Origin of the sequence: Ruegeria sp. HKCCA0235A, assembly GCF_013033235.1 — a bacterium.
Classification (GTDB): Bacteria; Pseudomonadota; Alphaproteobacteria; order Rhodobacterales; family Rhodobacteraceae; genus Ruegeria.
This window is the reverse complement of the sequence record NZ_WQDQ01000018.1, coordinates 24,575-43,698: the sequence shown is the minus strand read 5'-3', so window position 1 is coordinate 43,698 and position 19,124 is coordinate 24,575. Positions and strand designations below refer to the sequence as shown.

The window sequence follows — 19,124 nt, the reverse complement described above, 5'->3', positions numbered from 1 at the left end:
GAGGTCGAATTCCGCCAGATCGCCGACTGGATCATCGAAGTGGTCGACGGCCTGGCTGCCAATGGCGAAGACGACAATGGCGCCGTCGAAGCTAAGGTCAAAGCCGAAGTCGCAGACCTCTGCGCACGCTTCCCGATCTATCCGAACCTGTAACTGGTCCATCCTCCAACACGGAACGGCGCCATGAGGCGCCGTTTTCTTGCGTCAGATCCCTGAAAACGTTCTGGATCTCGCCCAACGCAAATCCGGTGTTTTGGGCAAGGTCCCGGGCCCCACGGTCGCCCAAGCCATTCTGGTCAATACGCGCTTTTTTTTCGCCCCGACCAGCCTTTCGCGCAGCTGGTCACACCGAATCCGTGCATTCGATGTCACCGCACACAGGGGTTTGCGCCATGTTCAGACCTTGGCGCGTGTCCAGAATCCAAGCTCAGATCAAGCCGCGCCACCACAGAAAAACCAGCAAAAGAGTCGTCAGTGCCAGCATGTTGAAGGCCAGCCCCCCCAGCAGGCCAAGGAACCAACCCCATCTGCGATCCGCAAGATTGATGGACCCCAGATGTTCCTGCACCACGTCGGACGCCTCGATCAGCTTGGGGTTGTCCAGAACCAGCCTCAATTTGGGATGAGAGGCCATCGCCTCGGCCCGGGCCAGAATCAAGGCCTGCTTGTAGACGCGCCGCGGCAGTCGGCGCTTGGCCTTGCGGATTGATGCCTCGAGCGTCTTGTCGCGCACCCCGAGCTTTGCGCGCAGCAACACAACCGTTTCGGCGATCCGGGTCTGAATGTCTGGGTCCTGCGCCATTGGTGGCCTCCTGCCGAGGCAATCTAGCGGCAGCGCCCATTACCTACAATGGGGCTGGTCGTTTCCGGCGGTGACTTGTATCACGCGGTACATGCTGAACACCATCATATATGGCGAACCGACCGCCCGACCGCCCCTTGTCATTGCCCACGGCCTGTATGGGTCGGCCCGAAACTGGGGCGTGATTGCCAGACGGCTATCAGACCAGCGGCAGGTTGTGGCCGTCGATATGCGTAACCACGCCTACAGCACGTGGGACGCTTGTCATGACTATCCCCATCTGGCGCAGGATATCGCCGAGGTCATCGAACGGATCGGCGGGACGGCAGACGTACTTGGGCATTCAATGGGCGGCAAGGCCGCGATGACACTTGCGCTGCAACACGGCGCGCTGGTGAACAAACTGGTGGTCGCAGATATTGCGCCGGTGAAATACACGCACAGCCAAATTCAATTTATCGAGGCCATGTGTGCCGTGGACTTCTCGCGCATTACACGCCGCTCGGATGCCGAACAGCAATTGGCCGAGCAAGGCGTTGAAAAAGCATTGCAGAGCTTCTTCACCCAATCGCTAGACATCAAGGGAAAGCGTTGGCTGCTGAACCTGGACGTGTTGGCGGACCAGATGCCAAATATCATGGGCTTTCCCGAGTTGGACGCCCAGTGGCAAGGCCCCGTGCTGTTCCTGTCGGGGGGCGAGTCAGATTACGTCTTGCCGGAACATCGGGCCAAAATCCGCGCACTGTTCCCCGGCGCGCGATTTGCCAAGATCCCCGGCGCCGGGCACTGGCTGCACGCCGAAAAACCGCGCGAGTTCGAAGCTGCCGTCAGAACCTTCCTGAACGCCTGATCAAACGCCTTGATACAGCCGCCTGGCCACCATCCAGGATGCCGGAGCGGCGACTACGGCCCCCGCGGCCGCGGCGCCTACAATTGCGCTGACGGACACCATTCCGGCCGACAGCACGGCGATTACGGCCGAACCAGACAGAGCAGTTGCAATCAGTGAATACAGCATAGCGGCAAGGCGAAACATGGCCGGGCTTTCCTTTTGATGGCTTCCGGCCAAATATTTCACGATTCGAATGTGTTGTACTTTGATTTGTGTCAGTTTCAGACGGTTCCGAAGCTAGGATTTGGCGATTTCACCGCCCCCATTCACCCAGTCCGTCAATCCACCAAGATTGTACACCCTCTGGTATCCCATATCCTTCAGGAGTTTTCCGGCCAAAGCCGCGCGCCCGCCTGATGCGCAGTACAACACGATGGGGCGATCCTTGCGCAGTTCAGGGTCATGTGATTGCAATGCATCCTCTGCCCGAAACTCCAGCATGCTGCGGGGTATATGATGCGCTCCGACGGCGCGGCCCGTCTGTTCCAGCTCATTCGCATCGCGAATGTCCAACAGCAGCGCCCCCTGTTCGGTCATCGCCTTTGCCTTGGCCGCATCGATACGCTCGACCACCGCGTTGGCCGCTTCCATCATCTCTTTCACCGTCACCGGCATGCGATTTCTCCTTCACGTCACCGCGCAGAGGTTAACATGCGAATTTTGGAAGGTGTAGACATGGAAGGAAACGCGCGTGTTACTGCTCGCGAAACGCGCGCGACATGCTGTCTGATACCGGTTTGGCGATATAGGCCGCAAAGGTGCGCTCTTCGGTCTGGATCATGATTTCAGCGGGCATCCCCGGTGTCGGAACAAAGCCGCGCACGCGCTGCAACTCATCCGGGGTCAGTGAGACTCGTGCCAGATAGACTTCCTGCGGAACACCGGTCGAATCCTCAAGCAGCGCATCGGCCGAGATATAGAACACCTCGCCATACAAAACAGGCGTCGTGCGTTGGTTCAACGCGATCAGGCGGACTGTGGCGGTCTGCCCCGTGACGACACTGTCAATCTCGGTACGCGGAATCTGTGCCTCGATGATCAGGGGCGCATCTGCGGGCAGGATCTCGGCTATCGGTTCCCCGGTCTCAATCACACCGCCCGGCGTGTGATAATGCAATCGCACCACCGTTCCGGTTACCGGCGCACGCACCACGGCCCGGTCAAGAACACTGCGCGCCTGTCGGGATTTTTCACGCACGCTTTCCAGATCGGCTTCGATCACGCCCAGTTCATCCAGTGCGGCCTCACGATAGGCGGACCGCGTACGCGCGATCTGTTCGTCATATTTCAGCAGCATCTGGTTGATTTCAGCGGCTTCCGCCTGCAACCGGGCCTGCTGACCTTCGGCTTCGGCCTGAACACGACGGATCGTGTTCAACTCCCCTTTGCGGACAAGGCCCTTTTCGAACAGTTGGCTTTTGGCCTCAAATTCCTCCTGCAATATCTCGGCGCGCCGGGCCATGCTATCCAGTTGCGCCTCAAATCCGCTGGATCGGATTTTCAGCGCTTCCATATTGCGCTCCAGCAAAGCCAAGTCATTCAGCAGCGTCTTGCGCGACACATCAAAGCTGAGCTTTTGACCATCCAGAATGGCCATTACTTCAGGATCTTCTGATGCTTCGACAAGCGCGTGCGAAAACACGAGGCGGTCGCGTTCCCCGTACTCGGCCAGCAACCGCTCGGTCATGGCCTGAAGGCGCAGCTTGCGAATATGCAATTCACGCTCATTGGCCTGGGCCGAGGTCTGGTCCAGGGTCATCAACACTTGACCTGCCTGAACCGCCTGACCTTCCACAACCTTGATGTCTTCGATGATACCACCTTCAAGATGTTGCACAATCTTGTTTCGGCCCGTGGCAACAAAGCTGCCTTGCGCGATGACCGCTGCGGCCAGCGGGGCACTGAACGACCAGACCCCGAAACCGCCGAAGCAAACGACAAGCAAGACCACCCCGATCACTATCAACCTGTTGATCGAGCGCGGAACCTCAGCATACCAGACTTCTGGTTCATTGGATGAGTTGTTCACAGGTACGAGGTCATTCATGGTCAGCCCCCCTGCTGGCCTTCAATTCCAGTCTGCTTGCGCGGCCCGTTGATCTGCTGAAGAACCTGATCACGCTGACCGAACAGGGCCACACGCCCATCCGTCAGCAGCATGATCTTGTCGACAACATTCAACAACGTTGGCTTCTGCGTAATGACGACAACGGTGATCTTGCTTTGACGTGCCTGTTCGATTGCACATGCCAGCGCCTTGTCGCCCGCGACGTCGAGATTTGAATTCGGTTCATCCAGCACAACCATTCTGGGGTTGCCGAAGAACGCCCGTGCCAGTGCGATACGCTGCTTCTGACCACCGGACAAAGGCGAGCCATCAGCCGCCACCACGGTCTCATATCCCTGCGGCAGCGTTGCAATCATGTTATGAACATCGGCCAGAACGGCGGCATCATGGATCTGTTCGTCAGTGGCATCCGCCCGCATCCGGCCGATATTGTCCTTGATCGTGCCCGGGAACAACTGAACATCCTGCGGCAGGTAGCCGATGCTTTCGCCAAACTGGCGCGGGTCCCAGTTTCGGATGTCCATCAGGTCAAGCCTGACGCTGCCCGATGTGGGCAGGATGGATCCCACCAGAGTTTTTCCAAGCGTGGTTTTCCCCGCACCGGAATTGCCGATGATGGCCAAAGTTTCGCCGGGAACCAGCGAGAACGTGATGCCGTTCAGAACCACGCGTTTGGTTCCGCCCGGTACATAAAGCAGACGTTCGACATCCAGACGACCTTCGGGCCGTGGCAAGCGCAGTTTTTCGTATTGCAGGGCCGAGGTCGACAGAAGCGCCTTGATCCGGCCGTAAGCTCCGCGCGTCAGCAGATAGCTGTTCCATCCTTCAATCGAACCTTCAATCGGCGCAAAGGCACGCCCAGCAATGATCGAGGCCGCAATCACCATACCGCCTGTGATCTCTCCTTGCAGCGCCAGAAACGCGCCCCAACCCAGAATTCCGATCTGCGTCAAAAGGCGAACGGCGCGCGAGATTGCAGCGAAGATCACGTTGCGGTCCTGTGCCCGCACCTGCCAGGTCAGCGATTGGGCGGTATCCCGCCCCCAGATCCGCACGGCCTCGGGTATCATTGCCAGAGCATTAATGATCTGACTGTTGCGAGACATCGAATCCAGATGCAGGTTCGCCATGGACTGTGCCTTGTTGGCCTCGGCAAACGGCTTGGCAGTCGTTTTCTGGTTGATAAGCGCAATCGTCATCAGGATCAGCGCCGTAACCACCACGATCATGCCCAATTGCGGATGCACAAGGAAGATCATCAGAATGAACAGCGGTGCAAACGGCACGTCCAGAAATGAAAGCAGCGTGCCCGAGACCAGAAAACCACGAAGCTGTTGCAGATCGCCCAATGTCTGATACTCGCGCCCGTTTCCGTGCAGCGACGCATGCGCCGCCGCGCTCAGAACCGGTGCGCCCAGCCGGGCCGCCACTTCGACCCCGGTCCGCATGAGCATGAACCGCCGCACCGCATCAAAAGCAGACTGGAAGATCACCGCCCCTGCAACGATGGCCGTCAGCATGATCAGCGTGTCCAGCGACCGGCTGGTCAGAACACGGTCACTGATCTGGAACAGATAGATCGGGATCGCCAGGATCAGGATGTTCGTGGCGCAGGTCAGGACCAGAACAAACGCAAGATTGCGCCGGATCGCCCGCATCGAAACGCGCAACGTGCGCTGGAAATCTTCGGGCGGGGTGCGCTTGTGGAAGGTTTGGGGTGGCCCGTTCCCATCACCGCCGCCGGAATTCGTTTGCAACAGTGGCTGGTTTGCCTTGGCCTCGATCGTGGTGCCTATGCCGTTCTCACCGGATGCGCGTGCAGAGGGGGTCTTGCGCGCAGTCGAGTCCCCGGCGGATGCCGGATCCGGGCCGTCGGCATCGGCCACCCCATTGCCGCCACCCGCCGGCTCTTCATCTTGCGCGGGTTGCGGCTGCGCACGCTGATGGGGAGGATCAGCGCGCCGTTGTTCGCGTGAGTGTTTTTGGTCTTTGGATTGCTGTGGCGCTTCGGTTTCAACCGTCGAATCTGGATCTGACTCAGACACGCGCATCTCCTGCGTCAGGTGCAACCGGGCTTTGACCCGTTGTGTCGCTGGATCTGCCCCACCGTCTGCGCGCTGGCGCTTCGGGCCCAAACCGCCCTGCCTGTCCAGTGGACTGGATAAGAGTGGACGGCGCGACGAAAAAACAATCGACATATACAAACCTTCTGGTCACTCGATAAAAACTTGGGGGGTCAGGCCAGCATGGATTGCAGGCCGTCATCTGGTGTCGTTGTGTCAGTGGATTGTGCGTCCAGTGCCAGGGCCGCATCCGGTTGCGGCACAGACATGTCCGCCATGATTGCGGCGATCGCCTCGTTGGTCATATCTGTGATTTCCTGGTTGTCCGGCACGTCAATCAGGCTGGCCTGATGAAGCAGCAGGTCAGAATAAGATCCGTCAGCGGCCATGACCGTCGAATCCACACCCATTTTGGTCAGATTGACGGAGTTCAAAAGGGCGTTGCTGCCTGCGACGACATCGGTATCGGCGGCACTGGGACCGGACAGGTCAATTTGATCCTGATCCAGCATCATGGTGACCTGTTCAACGATGTTCACCTGCAACAAGTCTCCGTCGATCTTGAGCACGCGCAACTGCTCCATCCCTGCAAACAAGGGATCGTTGAGCAGCGCATTCTCCAACGCATCCACATCCGTTTGATCAAGCGCCATGGCGTCGGACAGGTTCTGCTGCAAATCCTGATGTGTATCTGCGCCTACCGTTTTGACCGACGCGTCATTCATGATCACGTTTTCATCATCTCCGGCCATTGCGCCGGGCATACCGCCGCTGATGATATCGTCATCCATCAGGGCGTTGGTCTGGTACAACATGTCCACGGAAATCATATTCCCGTCGATCATGATCAGGTCGTAAAAACTGCCCAGCTGCACGATGTCGGTGACATTGAACATTTCGTTGTCGCCCAGCGCGTACAAGGTCGATGCGGCCGAAATCTCGGTCTGTATGTTGTCGATATCCGTGGCGTCGATAACTTGCTTGACGAAGTTGGCCACAACCAGATCCCCGTGGACCCAATCCACAACGATGAAGTCAGGCTGTCCGCTTGTTCCGGCGCCATTGTCCAGCCAGGGGGCATCTCGGCCTTCGACTTCGATCTTCGAGGACTGAATCACATTGGTGCCGCTGCCCGTTCCCGGCGCCCCCACATCCCAATCTGACACAAGCGCAACCTGGCTGATGGCGGTCAGGCTGATCGCCTGCCCTCCGACGGCGATATAGGGGGCATCAACCCAACCTACAGATGCCGAGACAGCATTGATCGCAAGGTTCCCTCCGGTCACGACCAGGTGTCCGTCGTCAAAGTCAGGATCTTTCGACTGATCCCACTCGGCCGGAAGCATGGCCTCTGCCTCATCCTCTCCGGCTTCATCCGGCTGATGGAACGCAGGCAGGATGTCTGTCCATATCGGAGCTTCTTCAACGTACTTACCGTTTACGATCACCCCCAACGCATCATTGCCATGAAACTGATGTACCGTGACCCCGTCGATATTCGCGTTTGCCGGGGCCAACATCTGTTCGGCCAGCGCCTCGAGCATTTCGGTCGACTTGTAATCCGCGAGCGAAAGCGAAGGGGCTGCCATGGCATGAAGCGACAGCGCCATGTCCATCATCTCTTCGCCCTGGGCGATCAGCGCCTCGGTATCGCGAAAGTCCCCTTCCCCCACCGTGTCGTTGTCGCGCATGACCACCTTTTGCACGGTGAACGTCATTGCCGAACCCAGCGGCACCGTATCCGGTCGCAGAATAATCAGTTCCGGTGCAGAAGACGGGCCGGATACGCTGTCTGGAACAAATCGCGTGGATTCCGCGCTGTCACCATTGAGGATGATGACCGACTCATGCACCGGCCCGACAGGAGCCTTCGGCAACGGAAGTTCTGGTTGAGAGGGAAGAAAATTGAATGGCAGGGCTTTGTATTCGCCCGCCGGGACATCCAGATCAGCTTTGATGTTGATCGAGGTAGGCTCGTCAAGCCCGTCTATTTCGGCTTTACGCCTCAGGGCGCTGAATTCTTCGTACTGATCCCTCAGGCGGGCTTGTTCTATCGTAAGCTCAAAAGTTCCAACAAAATGCGCTATCGTTTCCGTAATACCGTCAAGTGCCATGTCGGTTATCCTTTTTGCCCGCGGCGGCTCGTAATTTCCGCTTTGGGTTCAGTTGGGCCGGGGCCGCGTTTTGCGGCCCCGGCATTTTCGAAAGGTAGCAAGGCCCGAAAATGCGAGCCCCGCCTTTTGACTTAAACGTCCGTGTCGTCGCTGGCGTGGGACATGTTCATCGAACCACCCACCATGGTCGTATCGACCGTGTTGCCCAGGACGTTGGCGCCCATGATGATCGACTGGTTGAACGCAGACGTATCAACAACAGCTGCCGCCGATGCATAGGACTCACCGGTCACGATGCCATCGCCACCATTGTTCGCGCCCCAGGCACCACCATTGCCGCCGGCACCACCGTCACCTGAATAGGCGCCGCCACCGTTACCACCGGTGATCATGCCACCCATGGTATCGCCTGACGTTGCAGTGCCCATCGAAGCTCCGCTGGTTCCACCGTTCGCGGCGGATGCGCCACCGGCACCACCGTTGCCAGAGTCAGCCGCACCAGCTGCGTCGCCCGACCCAGTCGATGTGGCATCATTGTCGGAACTGCCTTCGCCGCCGTATCCGGCAATTGCTTCGGCCAAGCTGTCAGCCGCACCGTTTGTGTCGGCGTCTCCGAAGATGTCGGCAGCTCCGCCGTTGCCTGCGGTATTGGCCGCGTCGGCAGACCCGGCTCCGTTGCCGGTAGACGATGATGTTGGCGTTGTGCTACCGCCCGCACCGCCGTCGCCGTCGGCAGCCGATGTTCCGGTACCGGCCGCATCCGCTGCGCCATCTGCTGCGTTCGACCCGCCGTCACCGCCGCTTCCGTCGGTGTCTTGCGAGTTGCTGGCCGCGCCGTTCACGTCGCCCGGGCTCTGGTCGATATCCGGCCCGCTTGCCGACTGATCGCCAACACCCTGAGCATCGGAATCCGCGTCAGCGGTCCCACCGGAGCCGTCGCCGCCCGAGCCGTCGCCACCTGAACCGTCGCCGGCCGTGCCGTCGCCACCGGTGCCGTCACCGCCGGTTCCGTCGCCGCCTTCGCCTGCTTCGGCGTCAATCATGCCCAGCTCTTCCTGCAGAGCCATGATTGCAGCTTCGACCATCGCGCCGAATCCACCTTCGCCGTCGCCGCCGGTGCCGTCGCCACCGGTGCCGTCACCACCAGTGCCGTCACCGCCGGATCCGTCACCACCGGTTCCGGTTCCGCCAGAGCCGTCAGCCGAGCTGTCTGCCCCGCTGTCAGCAGAGCCGTCCGCAGTGTTGTCACCCGCAGTGGCATCATTTGCATCAGTGTTGCTGTCGCTTGTGTTCGAAGCCGAACCATCTGCCGCAGCATTACCGTCGCCACCGTCCGCACCAGACGCATCCGCAGCGTTGTCCGCCGTTCCGGTCCCGGTTCCGGTCGAGTCGGAATCGCTGTCGCCGCCGTTTGCGTTACCGGCTGCGTTCGAACCGGACAGACCAAGGCCCAGACCCAAACCAAACGAATCCGCGCTGCCGCCGGCTCCACCGGTTCCGCTGCCATCGGCACTTGTGCTGCCGTCATTGTCGGACGAGGCTGAGCCATCTGCGGCACCGCCATCTCCACCGGCACTGTCACCGTCGGATCCTGCGCCCGCCATACCAACACCATTGCTGGCATTGCTTGCGTCACCGGTCGATCCGCCCCGACCAGCGCTGGAATCGGCATCCGCACTGCCGGTATCGCCACCGTCAGCCCACGCGTGGCTGCCCAAGGTTGATGAATCGGCCGCGCCACCGTAGCTGGTTCCACCGTCGCCCGATTTTCCACCGCCGGCATCCGAGCTGATACCTTCAGCCGCAGTTGCCGTGCCACCATTGGCATCGCCGTTCTGGGTGAAGTCGGCGTTGTTGGATACGGTCGGTGAATCAAGCGTGTCGTCGTCGCTCAGGCTGGCGACCTGGCTGTTCACGGATGACATTGCCGTTCCGGCGCCGTCCATCGAGATATCCAGATTCATGTCATCGCCTGGATCATAGGTCAGATCGCGACCAGCAGTGATCACGTCACCCACTGTCGCCGAATCGCCGAGGTCCAGATCAACCTGATCATCGTCGCGCGGAATCCACTCACCGCCACCGAAATCGATATTGATCGAGTTGCTGTTGGAGTTGTCGTTGGTGTTATCGCCGGCATTAAGCGTCTGGTCTTGATCCTGACCCTGGTCCTGATCCTGACCTTGGTCCTGATCCTGACCCTGGTCTTGATCCTGACCTTGGTCCTGACCCTGATCCTGACCCTGTTCGTTGGCGTTCTCTACATTCTGGTCCTGCTGCTGTTGCTGCGCAGTCACATCAGCTTCGACAAGAGCTTCATCAACCTGAATTTCAACATCCACCGGAGCATCCAGGTTTTCGACAACGATTTCGTCAACGGTCGTTACGTTTGTATTATTAACATTGCGTCTCATAACAAATTCCCATTTCTGGAACGCCTGACCGCCATTCATCTACAAAGCGGCAACGGGCGTGATTGAAACTAAAATACCCGCACAGCGTTCAAGCACGCTGAATGCGGTTCACGGTAGTTTTTCTGAGGCCACCTCCTTTCCCGGCTAAGCCGAATACGCGGCCGTTCACAATCGATGCTGAAATGCGCAAGGAACGGGCGCGGCAGGGACAGACGCTTTCACAATTAAAGCCTGACCATGTTCGCAGCGACGCACGCTTGCGACTAGCTAACTGAAAGTTCTGATGAGGATAAACTATTGTTTTTTATGTTTATTTTGAGAATATTGCGGAACTTTCGCCTGGCTGGAACAAAAAGTTCTAAATTAAGAAAGCAATAAAAAATAATGCAATTGTTTCCGCTGGTTACACAATGCCACACCGAAAAACCTAAACAATAGTTCTATATCTAAGGCACTTGAACTATACCGTCTGGTTGTAGAAAATCACGTTTTCAGCTACAATAAACCTCACGTAATTCTTTGATTAGTTAACTACTTTTACACCGGTAATTCCATTTCGATAAAGCCATTTCCGATTAACCCCGTTTTGTGAGGGAATATAATGAGTGAGTCTTTGAACAATGAATCTGGCAATCAGAGTTTTTATTCAGAAGATTTTTCAATTGTCTTCCTCGGGAAAGAACTATTCTATTCAAATCAAACCCTAAGAAGCGTTCAAACCGAGTTTGGTGTCCGCGCTTTTCGCTTCGAAACACTCGAGGCTATGCGTGCAAGTGTTCCGGACAGCGGCAAGATCGTCGTCGTGGATCAGATGTTGATCGAAGACCTGTTGGCGCGCCCAAATGCATACACCAAAAGTGCAGGTTCCGGCTGTCTTGCCTTCGCCTATCGCAAAGAGGAATCGGCCCGGCACCTGTTCGAAGGCTGGAACCGCGCGCAGTTTGGAGATGTTGGCTTTCTACCGATGAACGTGGCACCGGACGCGTGGCGCGCCATCCTCAGACTGCTGATGCACGAGGAACTTTATCTTCCCAGCTTTCTGGCTGACTGTGTTTCAACCCCCTGTCAGCGCGCGCCCGAGAGACCACGGCAACGGGAGACAATTACATCCAACGGCGCGGATCGGCACGCACAGTACTCCAAGCTGACACGCCGCGAAAAACAGGTTTTGCAACTGGTCTCAGAAGGCAAAAGCAACAAATTGATTGCGGCCAAGCTGGGCATCACGGAACACACGGTCAAGCTGCACATGCATAACGTTGTCGGAAAGATTGGCGTCAGCAACCGGACGGCGGCTGCTCATTTCTATTTCGAGGTTGCGCCTCATGAGGCGCAGCAGACCGCCCTTGACTGATCCCTTTGAAGCCCGGTTCGACCGCCTGATCCTTTTGGTCGGCAGGCTGAACTACATGTGGACAAACACCGAGAGCCTGCTGATCCATCTGATCGCTGGCCTGACTGGAACGTCCAAGGACGTGGCCGTAATCATCTTTCTGACTTTGAACACCACCCGCGCGCGAATAGATCTGGTTGAAAGACTTGCAAAAATGGAAGGGCGCCCTGCCCAGCTCCGAGATCCGATCCTTGAACATACGCAAAGGCTGGCCAAGCTTTCTGGCATCCGCAACAAGTACAACCATTGCATCTATTCCTTCGACCCTGAAAGCGGAAACCCGAAAACGATCCTTATGCGGATCGCTGACCGCAAAACCGACATAAAACTCGGCCGCGAAGATACCGTGGACGACAATGCTCTGCTCCAGATCGAAGCAGTCGTTGATCAGCTGTCAGCCGCGAACAGGGACATTTGGAAACTGATCCGACAATTGGGGTTTCCGGTTTAAGCATAGTTGCACAGCAGAGTATTATGGGGGGCTTTGCAGCTCCCGTGCGTTCTGCCACGCACACATAAGTCACGGCATTTTTCTTATTCTTTTTGGTACGGGCGGTGAGCACAATGCGGCTTGTACAACATGCTGCATATAGACCCTAAGAACTTAATATTATTATTAAATTAGTCCGTCACCTGCAGGACACTGCAACAGAATTTGGGAAAGCACCGCGCTGAAAATGTGGGGCAGTTAAAGCAAGAGACGAAAACCGACTATCAGCAGCGCAGGTAATAAATGCCGCGCTTTGTATCGTTGTTCAATACAGTGGCGGGCTCTTTCTCAAGAAGTCGCAGAACGGCAGTCGCTGGTTCTATCGGTTCTAAGACAACGGCAAGCGCCAGGATGGGGGATTGGATCTTTCCCTGACATGTCCCTGTTTGATGCGCGCACAGAACGAAAAAATGGTCCTCTAAAACGGAACGCGACGACGATCCGATTGCGGAACTTGAGCTCCGGCGTCTTGATGCAGAAAACAACCCGAACGACCCGACATTTGAGGACATGGCGCTCATCGCGTTTGATCGGTTCAAGAAACGGCTGCGCGGCGACGGTGCGCGCGGTCGCTGGTTCGGGGACTTGATTCGATGAGATAGACGGCGACTTGTGAACGGTCCCGAAAGAACCCATAAAAAGCTAATGGAAAAAGTACACGGTTTCTGAAACCCGCTGTGGACTGAGGCCGTGAACCTGATTGAGATATGCTGCGAATTGCGGTCAAAGCGGCCGATACGTCAGTTTGTTGGGATGTGTGATAACAGTCCAATCCAGACATGAGTTCAGAGTTCTGTGGTTGCGGAGGAGTTTTCCAAAGCCGCCGCTCACACGTGGCACTGCATGTATATGGTCGGCATGTTTGCCACGCGGTGTCAGCCGACATACGAGTAAGCGTTAACAGGAAAACGCATCTAAGGGTGACGCCTTAGAATCAAGGCCGGCTTACGACAAAGTTTGGGACTATCCCTGCCTTTATGATCGCTGCTTTAACATCATGCCCTGCGAAGAAACCGTATCCCGAGATGAGGGCGGAAGCTATGCCTGCTTCTCGTGCGCCCAGTATGTCGGTGTGCAGGCTGTCGCCCACCATCAGAACCCGAGACTTGTCGATGTGCCCGAGACATTGGAAAGCAAGATCATAGATATTGGCAAAAGGCTTTCCAAAGAACTGAGGGGCGACGCCTGTCCGGTCTGCCAACCGGTGCGCGTAAAGACCGGGTTCCTTGGAAAAACCGTACTCGCGCGGAGCGACAATGTCAGGGTTGCCGACCAATACCGGGCGGGGACGCTCTTGCAAAGTGGCCTCCAACATGGCTTGTCGTGCTTCAGTCCAAACCGCTGACCCGATCAACAAGAACCCGTCGACGGTTTCGTAGGGCTTCGGGTCATCCTCCAGATAGGACAGTTTCAGCCCCTCCAGATCGCGAAGGCCGGCACTGGGAGCCGCCATCAATCCCCAATGCAAATCACTTTGGCCGTTCAGTTCAGACAACAACGTGGCCCGGCTGGTGATCACGTCTTGTGGAGCAAAATCGTAACCAAGCATGTTGTACTTCTCCATAAGAGTTGCGTGGGGAAACCCGGCGGCATTCGACACGACCAGAACACGTTTGCCGGCGGCTGTCAGCGACCTGACCCGATCTGGCGTTTCGGGGATCGCCGTATCACCAATATTGAGAACCCCGAAAGCATCGAGGAGGAACACGTCAAACTCATGAGCTATGTCCTCCAGCGTGTCCGCCTGGCGATAGCTCAATTCGGTAGATCTGGTTTGCGGCAGGCGATGTCGCACAGCCTCGTAGGCGTCAAAAGCTTCTTGCACAGAGAAACCGGTCAAATGATGGCCCCTCGTACTTTCGCCGAAACCCATTCGCTGATCATAACCGCGACGAGAATGACAATCAGGATCAGGCTGACTTGTGGCCAAGCCAGAACGTTGAGCGAAGCCGACAATTGCAACCCAATGCCACCAGCACCAACCAGCCCGAGCACCGTGGATTCGCGGATGTTGATATCCCAACGGAAAACAGCAATGCCTGCAAACGCGGGCAGGATTTGCGGTACGATCCCATAGGCCATGACCTGCCAGCGTGAAGCACCGGTCGCCGCGATTGCTTCGACCTGCGCGTGATCAATTTCCTCAATCGCTTCGTAAAGAAGCTTTGCGCAAAACCCGATTGAACGAATGGCGATTGCTATGACACCGGCGAACACTCCGGGACCAATAATCGCGATCAGAAGAAGCGCCCAGATCAACGAGTTGATGGAGCGGGTCGAGACAATGACCAATAGCGCAATCGGCCGGATGAACAGAGCGGACGGCGTGGTGTTGCGGGCCGCCAAAAAGGCGACGGGGACTGCCATGCACAGGGCGATGATTGTACCCAGGGTGGCGATGTTTAGCGTGTCCCAAATCGGGCGACCCAGCTGGGTGATGTACTCCCATTTAGGAGGCGTTGCCCGGGTCCATATATCATTGGCGATGCGGGGCGCGTCCCAGACGAAAAACCAAGTGGTCGATTCCGAGATCAGCTGCCAGCAGTAAACAAAGATTGCCGCGCCCAACAGCCAGCCGAACCAACAGACCAAGCTCTGACCTGTTGTCCGGCGACGCCAGATTTGCGCATCGTCGCGTTCAAGTATCGGCATTACTGAACCCTCGCTCGTATAATTCCCGAAAGGTATTCAAGAGCCATCACGATGCCGATGATAAGAATGAGAATGGCTGCCGCGGTGTCGTATTCATAGCGGTCGAATGCGGTGTTCAAAGTCGCGCCAATTCCACCAGCCCCCACAAGCCCGAGGATCGCGCTTTCCCGGAAGTTGATGTCGATCCGATACATGGAAAGGCCCACAAGTCGCGGCATCACCTGCGGCTGAACTCCATAGTTGATCCATTGTGGCCAACGCGCTCCAGAGGCCTTGATCGCCTCGGCCTGAACCTTGTCCATGGCTTCGATATCTTCGGCCAGCAGTTTCGAGAGAAATCCGATGGTGGCGAAGGAAAGCGTCAGAAATCCAGCGAGCGGGCCAAAGCCGAAGATCGCCACAAGCAATATGGCAACGATAATCTCTTGCAATGCCCGACTTATCGCGACAATGCCTCGGCAAATCATGTAGACTGGCAATGGCGCGATATTGCGTGCAGCCCCCAGCCCAATCGGGATCGATATCAGGATACCCACGACCGACGCGGCCACGGTCATGACGATACTTTCCAGAAGGCCGCTCCAAATATCTGACCACCGTGAAATGAAGTCTGGGCTGGTGAATGCAAGCACAAAGGCCCAACCCCGATCCAGCCCTTCATAGACACGGCCCCAATCGACTTCGATGGTCATAAAGGCTGCGATCAGATAGGCGAAAAAACCAAGAAGCAATGCCCAGCGGAGCACTGGGTTCTTGACAAAGGCAGGCTTACGCCAGCCTTTTCCCAGCATGTCGTCCAGTTCTCGGTGGCTCATTCTGCGGCCTCGACATCTTCATCTTCGTCCACTTTTTCGATGGTTGCTTCCCAGTCCTCTTCCCCATAGATCTCGGTCAGCTTCTCAGGGGTAAGGCCGGTGGGAAGTCCATCATACACAATTTCGCCAAAGCGGAGTCCCACGACGCGGGGAACAAACATCTGAGCGAGCGCCACATCATGGATATTGATGATGGCTGCCAATCCGCGTTCCTGACATAACTCGGTGATCAGCCGCATTATCTGACGGCTGGTTTTGGGGTCCAGCGACGCAGTTGGCTCATCAACCAGCAACAGTTTCGGGTTTTGAATCAAGGCGCGGCAGATGCCCACCCTTTGGCGTTGACCACCTGACAGTTCATCCGCCCGTTTGTCCGCCATGTGCAACAGCCCCACCCGATCGAGCAAGCGGAAGGCTTCGTCCACATCCGATTGCGGATACCGTCTTAGGAAGCTGCGCCAGAATCCCACGTATCCCAACCTGCCGGACAATACGTTTTCCATCACAGTGAGGCGTTCAACCAAAGCATATTCCTGAAAGATCATACCCATTTCGCGGCGTGCTTTCCGCAGCGCGCCCGATCCGAGCTTGGTCACGTCAACGTCATCCAGAAGGACACCGCCACTTGAAGGTTCAACCAAGCGGTTGATGCAACGGATCATGGTAGATTTGCCCGCGCCCGAGGGCCCGATCAACGCCAGAACCTGTCCTTTTGGAACCTCAAGATCGATGGCCTTCAGCGCCTGATCTCCGGTCTTGTATGTTTTCGTCAGCTTTTGAAGACGCAGCATGAAATGCCCCAGATTAGGGTGAACAGCGGGCCCTTTCAGGCCCGCCGGTTGAGCCAAAAATTACTGGCAGGCGTAAGAGACGCCATTTGCCGCGTCAATTTTACGAATGACGTCCCAAAATTCCTGATAGGTCATCTCGAGGAATTGGCCTTCGTTCGATTTCGAGAACTCCGCCTCCAGTGTCGTGCCTTCCCATTCGAAATTGAAAAACGCGTTGCGGATTTTTTCCTGCAACTCGGGCGTCAGGTTGTAAACGGTCCCAAACCCTGTGGTCGGGAAGGTCTGCGACTTGTAGATCGTAACGACATCATCTTCCTTGATCACATCGCGCGAGATCATCCGGGATTTTACCGAATTCGCGATCGAAGCCGCCAGGTAATCCTTGTTGGCGACACCCAGGATCGAGTTGTCGTGCTTGCCCGAGTAGACAGGTTCGAAATCGCGTTCTGGCAGAAGATCAAAATCGCTTTTCAGGATCGCCGAGGGCGCTTTGAATCCCGAGTTGGATGTAGGCGATGTGAAAGCCAGTTGCTTCCCCTTGATGTCTTCGACCTTTTCGATGCCCGAACCTGGATAGGTGATGATCTCCATCTCGTAACCAAAATTTCCGTCCTTCGAAGCCATGATCGTGAAGGGGCGGAACCCGGCGCAGTTTACCGCCAGTGGGTTGGAACCGGTATTGAAGCCTGCAATGTGCAAACGCCCCGAACGCATCGCCTCGATCTGGGCCGCGTTGTTTTGAACAGGGAAAAAGACGACGTCCTTGCCAGTTTCTGCTTTCAAATGGTCAAGAAAATCTGACCACGCGGTTTTGTATACGGCGGGATCTTCAACCGGCGTATAGGCAAAAATCAAAGTGTCAGGATCTATCTGCTCGGAGGGATCTGTGGGGATATCCGCGATCAAATCCCCGTCGGCATCACAAAAACGCTCGTCCAAGTCACCGCGTGGACAATCCTGCGCCGACGCCGTTCCACTTATCGACATGAGCGCGATTGCAGATGCCCCAAGCAATAGTTTGATATCGATCTTCATGTTTTCCTCCCAGTCAAGTGCGGTGCTTTTTATCCGCCGTTAATCAGTCATTTCATATCTACCCGGCGACGAGAACGTCGACCCGGGCGCTTTCAATGGCGTTATGCAATTCTCCTGTTGGTTTTTTGTCGGTGATTATTGAATGCAGGTCGTCAAGGCCCCCCACTTGAGACAGGCCTTTCCGGCCGAATTTCCCGGAATCAACAAGAAGGTGACGTTTATCGGCGCGCGACAGCATTGCCCTCTTTATTGCCGCAAAGCCGCGCACTGTTTCTGAAGGTCCATCGGTCGAAAACCCCGAGGAACCGATCATGCACCTGTCGACGTTGAAACGGGACAGAAACTCCAGCGTCTCGGTTCCGATCGTTGCAGACTCAGTTGCCAAGTATTCCCCCGGGCATAACAGCACTTGTGCAGCCCCATGGCCAAGGGTCATGGCTACGGGAATGGAATTGGTGATTACGGTGCAGGATGTGCCAATATAAGCCAGTGCACGTGCCATTTCGATTGTGGTCGAGCCGGAATCGATCATGACCGTTTCACCGCTCTGGATCAGTTCTGCCGCTGTGGCACCTATGCGTTCGCGCTCCTCAACCTGTGCGTTTGTTCGTTCATCCAGACCCGGATAGTGCCCTTGCGCGGCGGCCGATGCCCCCCCGTGTGCCCGCGCTATCAAGCCATCATTCGACAGAGCATCGAAATCTCTGCGAACCGTCTCGGTGGAGACGTTGAAACGCTGCGCCAGTTCGTTGATGCGAACGTGCGGGCGCAGCTTCAGCTCCAGCAATATCTGCTGGCGCCGGTCGGATTTCTTTACCCGGCTGTGGTTCTTTTCAGACATTTTGCCGCGCGTTTTAGTTTTGGACATCCGACGACCCGACTAGGTTTCGAAACCCACTTTTGTGGGCTTTCGGTCATATTGCAATATTTTTTGTTGCATAACCCTCGGAAGGTTGTGAGAATTCTAGCGAACACAAGTATTTCGAAGCGCAAAGCAAAGATGCACAGGCTGATAAAACTCAGAATACGAGCCAAGGCAAAGCGTTGACCGGCCAACTTGCCAACAAAACAGCTTCCTTTTGGTTCTTGATCGTGTGGCATTGAGAGGCGGCATGAGCGACAGCGAAACGGCAGATCAGATTGCGGCGCTTCCGATGCGCTGGGACAAGACTGGCAAGTTGCGCGTTCTTATGGTCACTTCGCGGGACACCGGCCGGTGGGTTATCCCGAAGGGCTGGCTAATGGACGGCAAAAAACCATGGCAAGCTGCTGAAATCGAAGCGCAAGAAGAAGCTGGCGCCGTCGGCACCATATCGAAACGGCCAATCGGTCATTTTTTCTATGATAAACGGTACGAGGGGCAAAGCAGCGTTCGCTGCCGCGTCACCCTTTATCCGATGGTCGTCGAAAAGCTGAAGCGACGCTGGAAGGAAAAAGGTGAACGTACGCGTCACTGGTTTTCACCGGCAAAGGCCGCAAAGTTGGTTCAAGAAAGCGACCTGTCAGATTTACTGAACAATCTGACAGACAATCCAGAAGTCAAAATTGTCATAAAGAAACTTCGACAGGCTGCATGAGGAAGGGCATGAAAGAAC

General features: G+C 56.4%; 17 protein-coding genes and 1 pseudogene. 5 read left to right on the top strand and 13 right to left on the bottom strand.

Annotated features, from left to right (window positions below):
- Window positions 1–153, top strand: a pseudogene (gene glyA, locus GOW56_RS21955) (serine hydroxymethyltransferase); the annotation flags it as partial.
- A gap of 274 nt (window positions 154–427) precedes the next feature.
- Here glyA and GOW56_RS20940 read toward each other — a convergent pair.
- Complete coding sequence (locus GOW56_RS20940; protein ID WP_171120804.1) at window positions 428–802, bottom strand: hypothetical protein; 375 nt, start codon at window positions 800–802, stop codon at window positions 428–430.
- 91 nt (window positions 803–893) lie between these two features.
- Here GOW56_RS20940 and GOW56_RS20935 point away from each other — a divergent pair, with 91 nt between their 5' ends.
- Window positions 894–1,652: an alpha/beta fold hydrolase gene (locus GOW56_RS20935; RefSeq protein WP_171207089.1), complete on the top strand. Its 759-nt coding sequence runs from the start codon at window positions 894–896 to the stop codon at window positions 1,650–1,652.
- Here GOW56_RS20935 and GOW56_RS20930 read toward each other — a convergent pair whose 3' ends face one another.
- The 6 genes from GOW56_RS20930 to GOW56_RS20905 all read right to left on the bottom strand — a co-directional run bounded on the left by GOW56_RS20930 (window position 1,653) and on the right by GOW56_RS20905 (window position 10,353).
- Window positions 1,653–1,838 carry a hypothetical protein gene (locus GOW56_RS20930; protein WP_171207088.1) on the bottom strand — a complete coding sequence of 62 codons (186 nt, stop codon included), beginning with the start codon at window positions 1,836–1,838 and terminating at the stop codon, window positions 1,653–1,655. It lies immediately after the preceding gene.
- Between the two features lie 93 nt (window positions 1,839–1,931).
- The gene (locus GOW56_RS20925) at window positions 1,932–2,309 is read right to left on the bottom strand and encodes a rhodanese-like domain-containing protein (RefSeq protein WP_171120798.1); all 378 of its coding nucleotides are present in this window, start codon (window positions 2,307–2,309) and stop codon (window positions 1,932–1,934) included.
- 79 nt (window positions 2,310–2,388) lie between these two features.
- Window positions 2,389–3,741 (bottom strand): HlyD family type I secretion periplasmic adaptor subunit, encoded by a 1,353-nt coding sequence (locus tag GOW56_RS20920; RefSeq protein WP_171207087.1) that lies wholly within the window; start codon window positions 3,739–3,741, stop codon window positions 2,389–2,391.
- A gap of 2 nt (window positions 3,742–3,743) precedes the next feature.
- A complete protein-coding gene (locus GOW56_RS20915) occupies window positions 3,744–5,807 on the bottom strand; it encodes a type I secretion system permease/ATPase (RefSeq protein ID WP_371807933.1) in 2,064 nt (687 codons plus the stop codon).
- Window positions 5,808–5,998: 191 nt separating this feature from the next.
- Complete coding sequence (locus GOW56_RS20910) at window positions 5,999–7,939, bottom strand: type I secretion protein (protein WP_171207085.1); 1,941 nt, start codon at window positions 7,937–7,939, stop codon at window positions 5,999–6,001.
- A gap of 131 nt (window positions 7,940–8,070) precedes the next feature.
- Entirely contained in the window at window positions 8,071–10,353 is a 2,283-nt protein-coding gene (locus GOW56_RS20905; protein ID WP_171120791.1) for a hypothetical protein, read from the bottom strand.
- 763 nt (window positions 10,354–11,116) lie between these two features.
- On the opposite strand from GOW56_RS20905, the gene GOW56_RS20900 reads away from it, so the two are divergent.
- Together GOW56_RS20900 and GOW56_RS20895 are read left to right on the top strand one after the other, a co-directional pair.
- A complete protein-coding gene (locus GOW56_RS20900) occupies window positions 11,117–11,707 on the top strand; it encodes a response regulator transcription factor (protein WP_171172655.1) in 591 nt (196 codons plus the stop codon).
- Entirely contained in the window at window positions 11,700–12,197 is a 498-nt protein-coding gene (locus GOW56_RS20895) for a hypothetical protein (RefSeq protein ID WP_152457395.1), read from the top strand. The genes GOW56_RS20900 and GOW56_RS20895 overlap by 8 nt, the downstream gene beginning before the upstream one ends.
- A gap of 973 nt (window positions 12,198–13,170) precedes the next feature.
- Here the strand turns inward: GOW56_RS20895 and GOW56_RS20890 are convergent.
- Genes GOW56_RS20890 through GOW56_RS20865 form a run of 6 tightly spaced genes read right to left on the bottom strand, consistent with a single transcriptional unit; the run spans window position 13,171 to window position 18,397 of the window.
- On the bottom strand, window positions 13,171–14,109 hold the full coding sequence (locus GOW56_RS20890) for an HAD hydrolase-like protein (protein WP_171207084.1): 939 nt from the start codon (window positions 14,107–14,109) through the stop codon (window positions 13,171–13,173).
- Window positions 14,073–14,888: a phosphonate ABC transporter, permease protein PhnE gene (phnE, locus tag GOW56_RS20885; RefSeq protein WP_171207083.1), complete on the bottom strand. Its 816-nt coding sequence runs from the start codon at window positions 14,886–14,888 to the stop codon at window positions 14,073–14,075. The genes GOW56_RS20890 and phnE (GOW56_RS20885) overlap by 37 nt, the downstream gene beginning before the upstream one ends.
- Window positions 14,888–15,703 carry a phosphonate ABC transporter, permease protein PhnE gene (phnE, locus tag GOW56_RS20880; RefSeq protein ID WP_171120782.1) on the bottom strand — a complete coding sequence of 272 codons (816 nt, stop codon included), beginning with the start codon at window positions 15,701–15,703 and terminating at the stop codon, window positions 14,888–14,890. Before phnE (GOW56_RS20880) ends, phnE (GOW56_RS20885) begins: the two co-directional genes overlap by 1 nt.
- Window positions 15,700–16,494, bottom strand: a complete 795-nt coding sequence (phnC, locus tag GOW56_RS20875; protein ID WP_171207082.1) for a phosphonate ABC transporter ATP-binding protein — start codon at window positions 16,492–16,494, stop codon at window positions 15,700–15,702. Before phnC ends, phnE (GOW56_RS20880) begins: the two co-directional genes overlap by 4 nt.
- 60 nt (window positions 16,495–16,554) lie before the next feature.
- A complete protein-coding gene (phnD, locus tag GOW56_RS20870; RefSeq protein WP_152457390.1) occupies window positions 16,555–17,529 on the bottom strand; it encodes a phosphate/phosphite/phosphonate ABC transporter substrate-binding protein in 975 nt (324 codons plus the stop codon).
- Between the two features lie 58 nt (window positions 17,530–17,587).
- Window positions 17,588–18,397 (bottom strand): DeoR/GlpR family DNA-binding transcription regulator, encoded by an 810-nt coding sequence (locus GOW56_RS20865; protein ID WP_171207081.1) that lies wholly within the window; start codon window positions 18,395–18,397, stop codon window positions 17,588–17,590.
- A 244-nt stretch (window positions 18,398–18,641) separates the two neighbouring features.
- On the opposite strand from GOW56_RS20865, the gene GOW56_RS20860 reads away from it, so the two are divergent.
- A complete protein-coding gene (locus GOW56_RS20860) occupies window positions 18,642–19,106 on the top strand; it encodes an NUDIX hydrolase (RefSeq protein ID WP_171120775.1) in 465 nt (154 codons plus the stop codon).
- Window positions 19,107–19,124 lie beyond the last annotated feature (18 nt).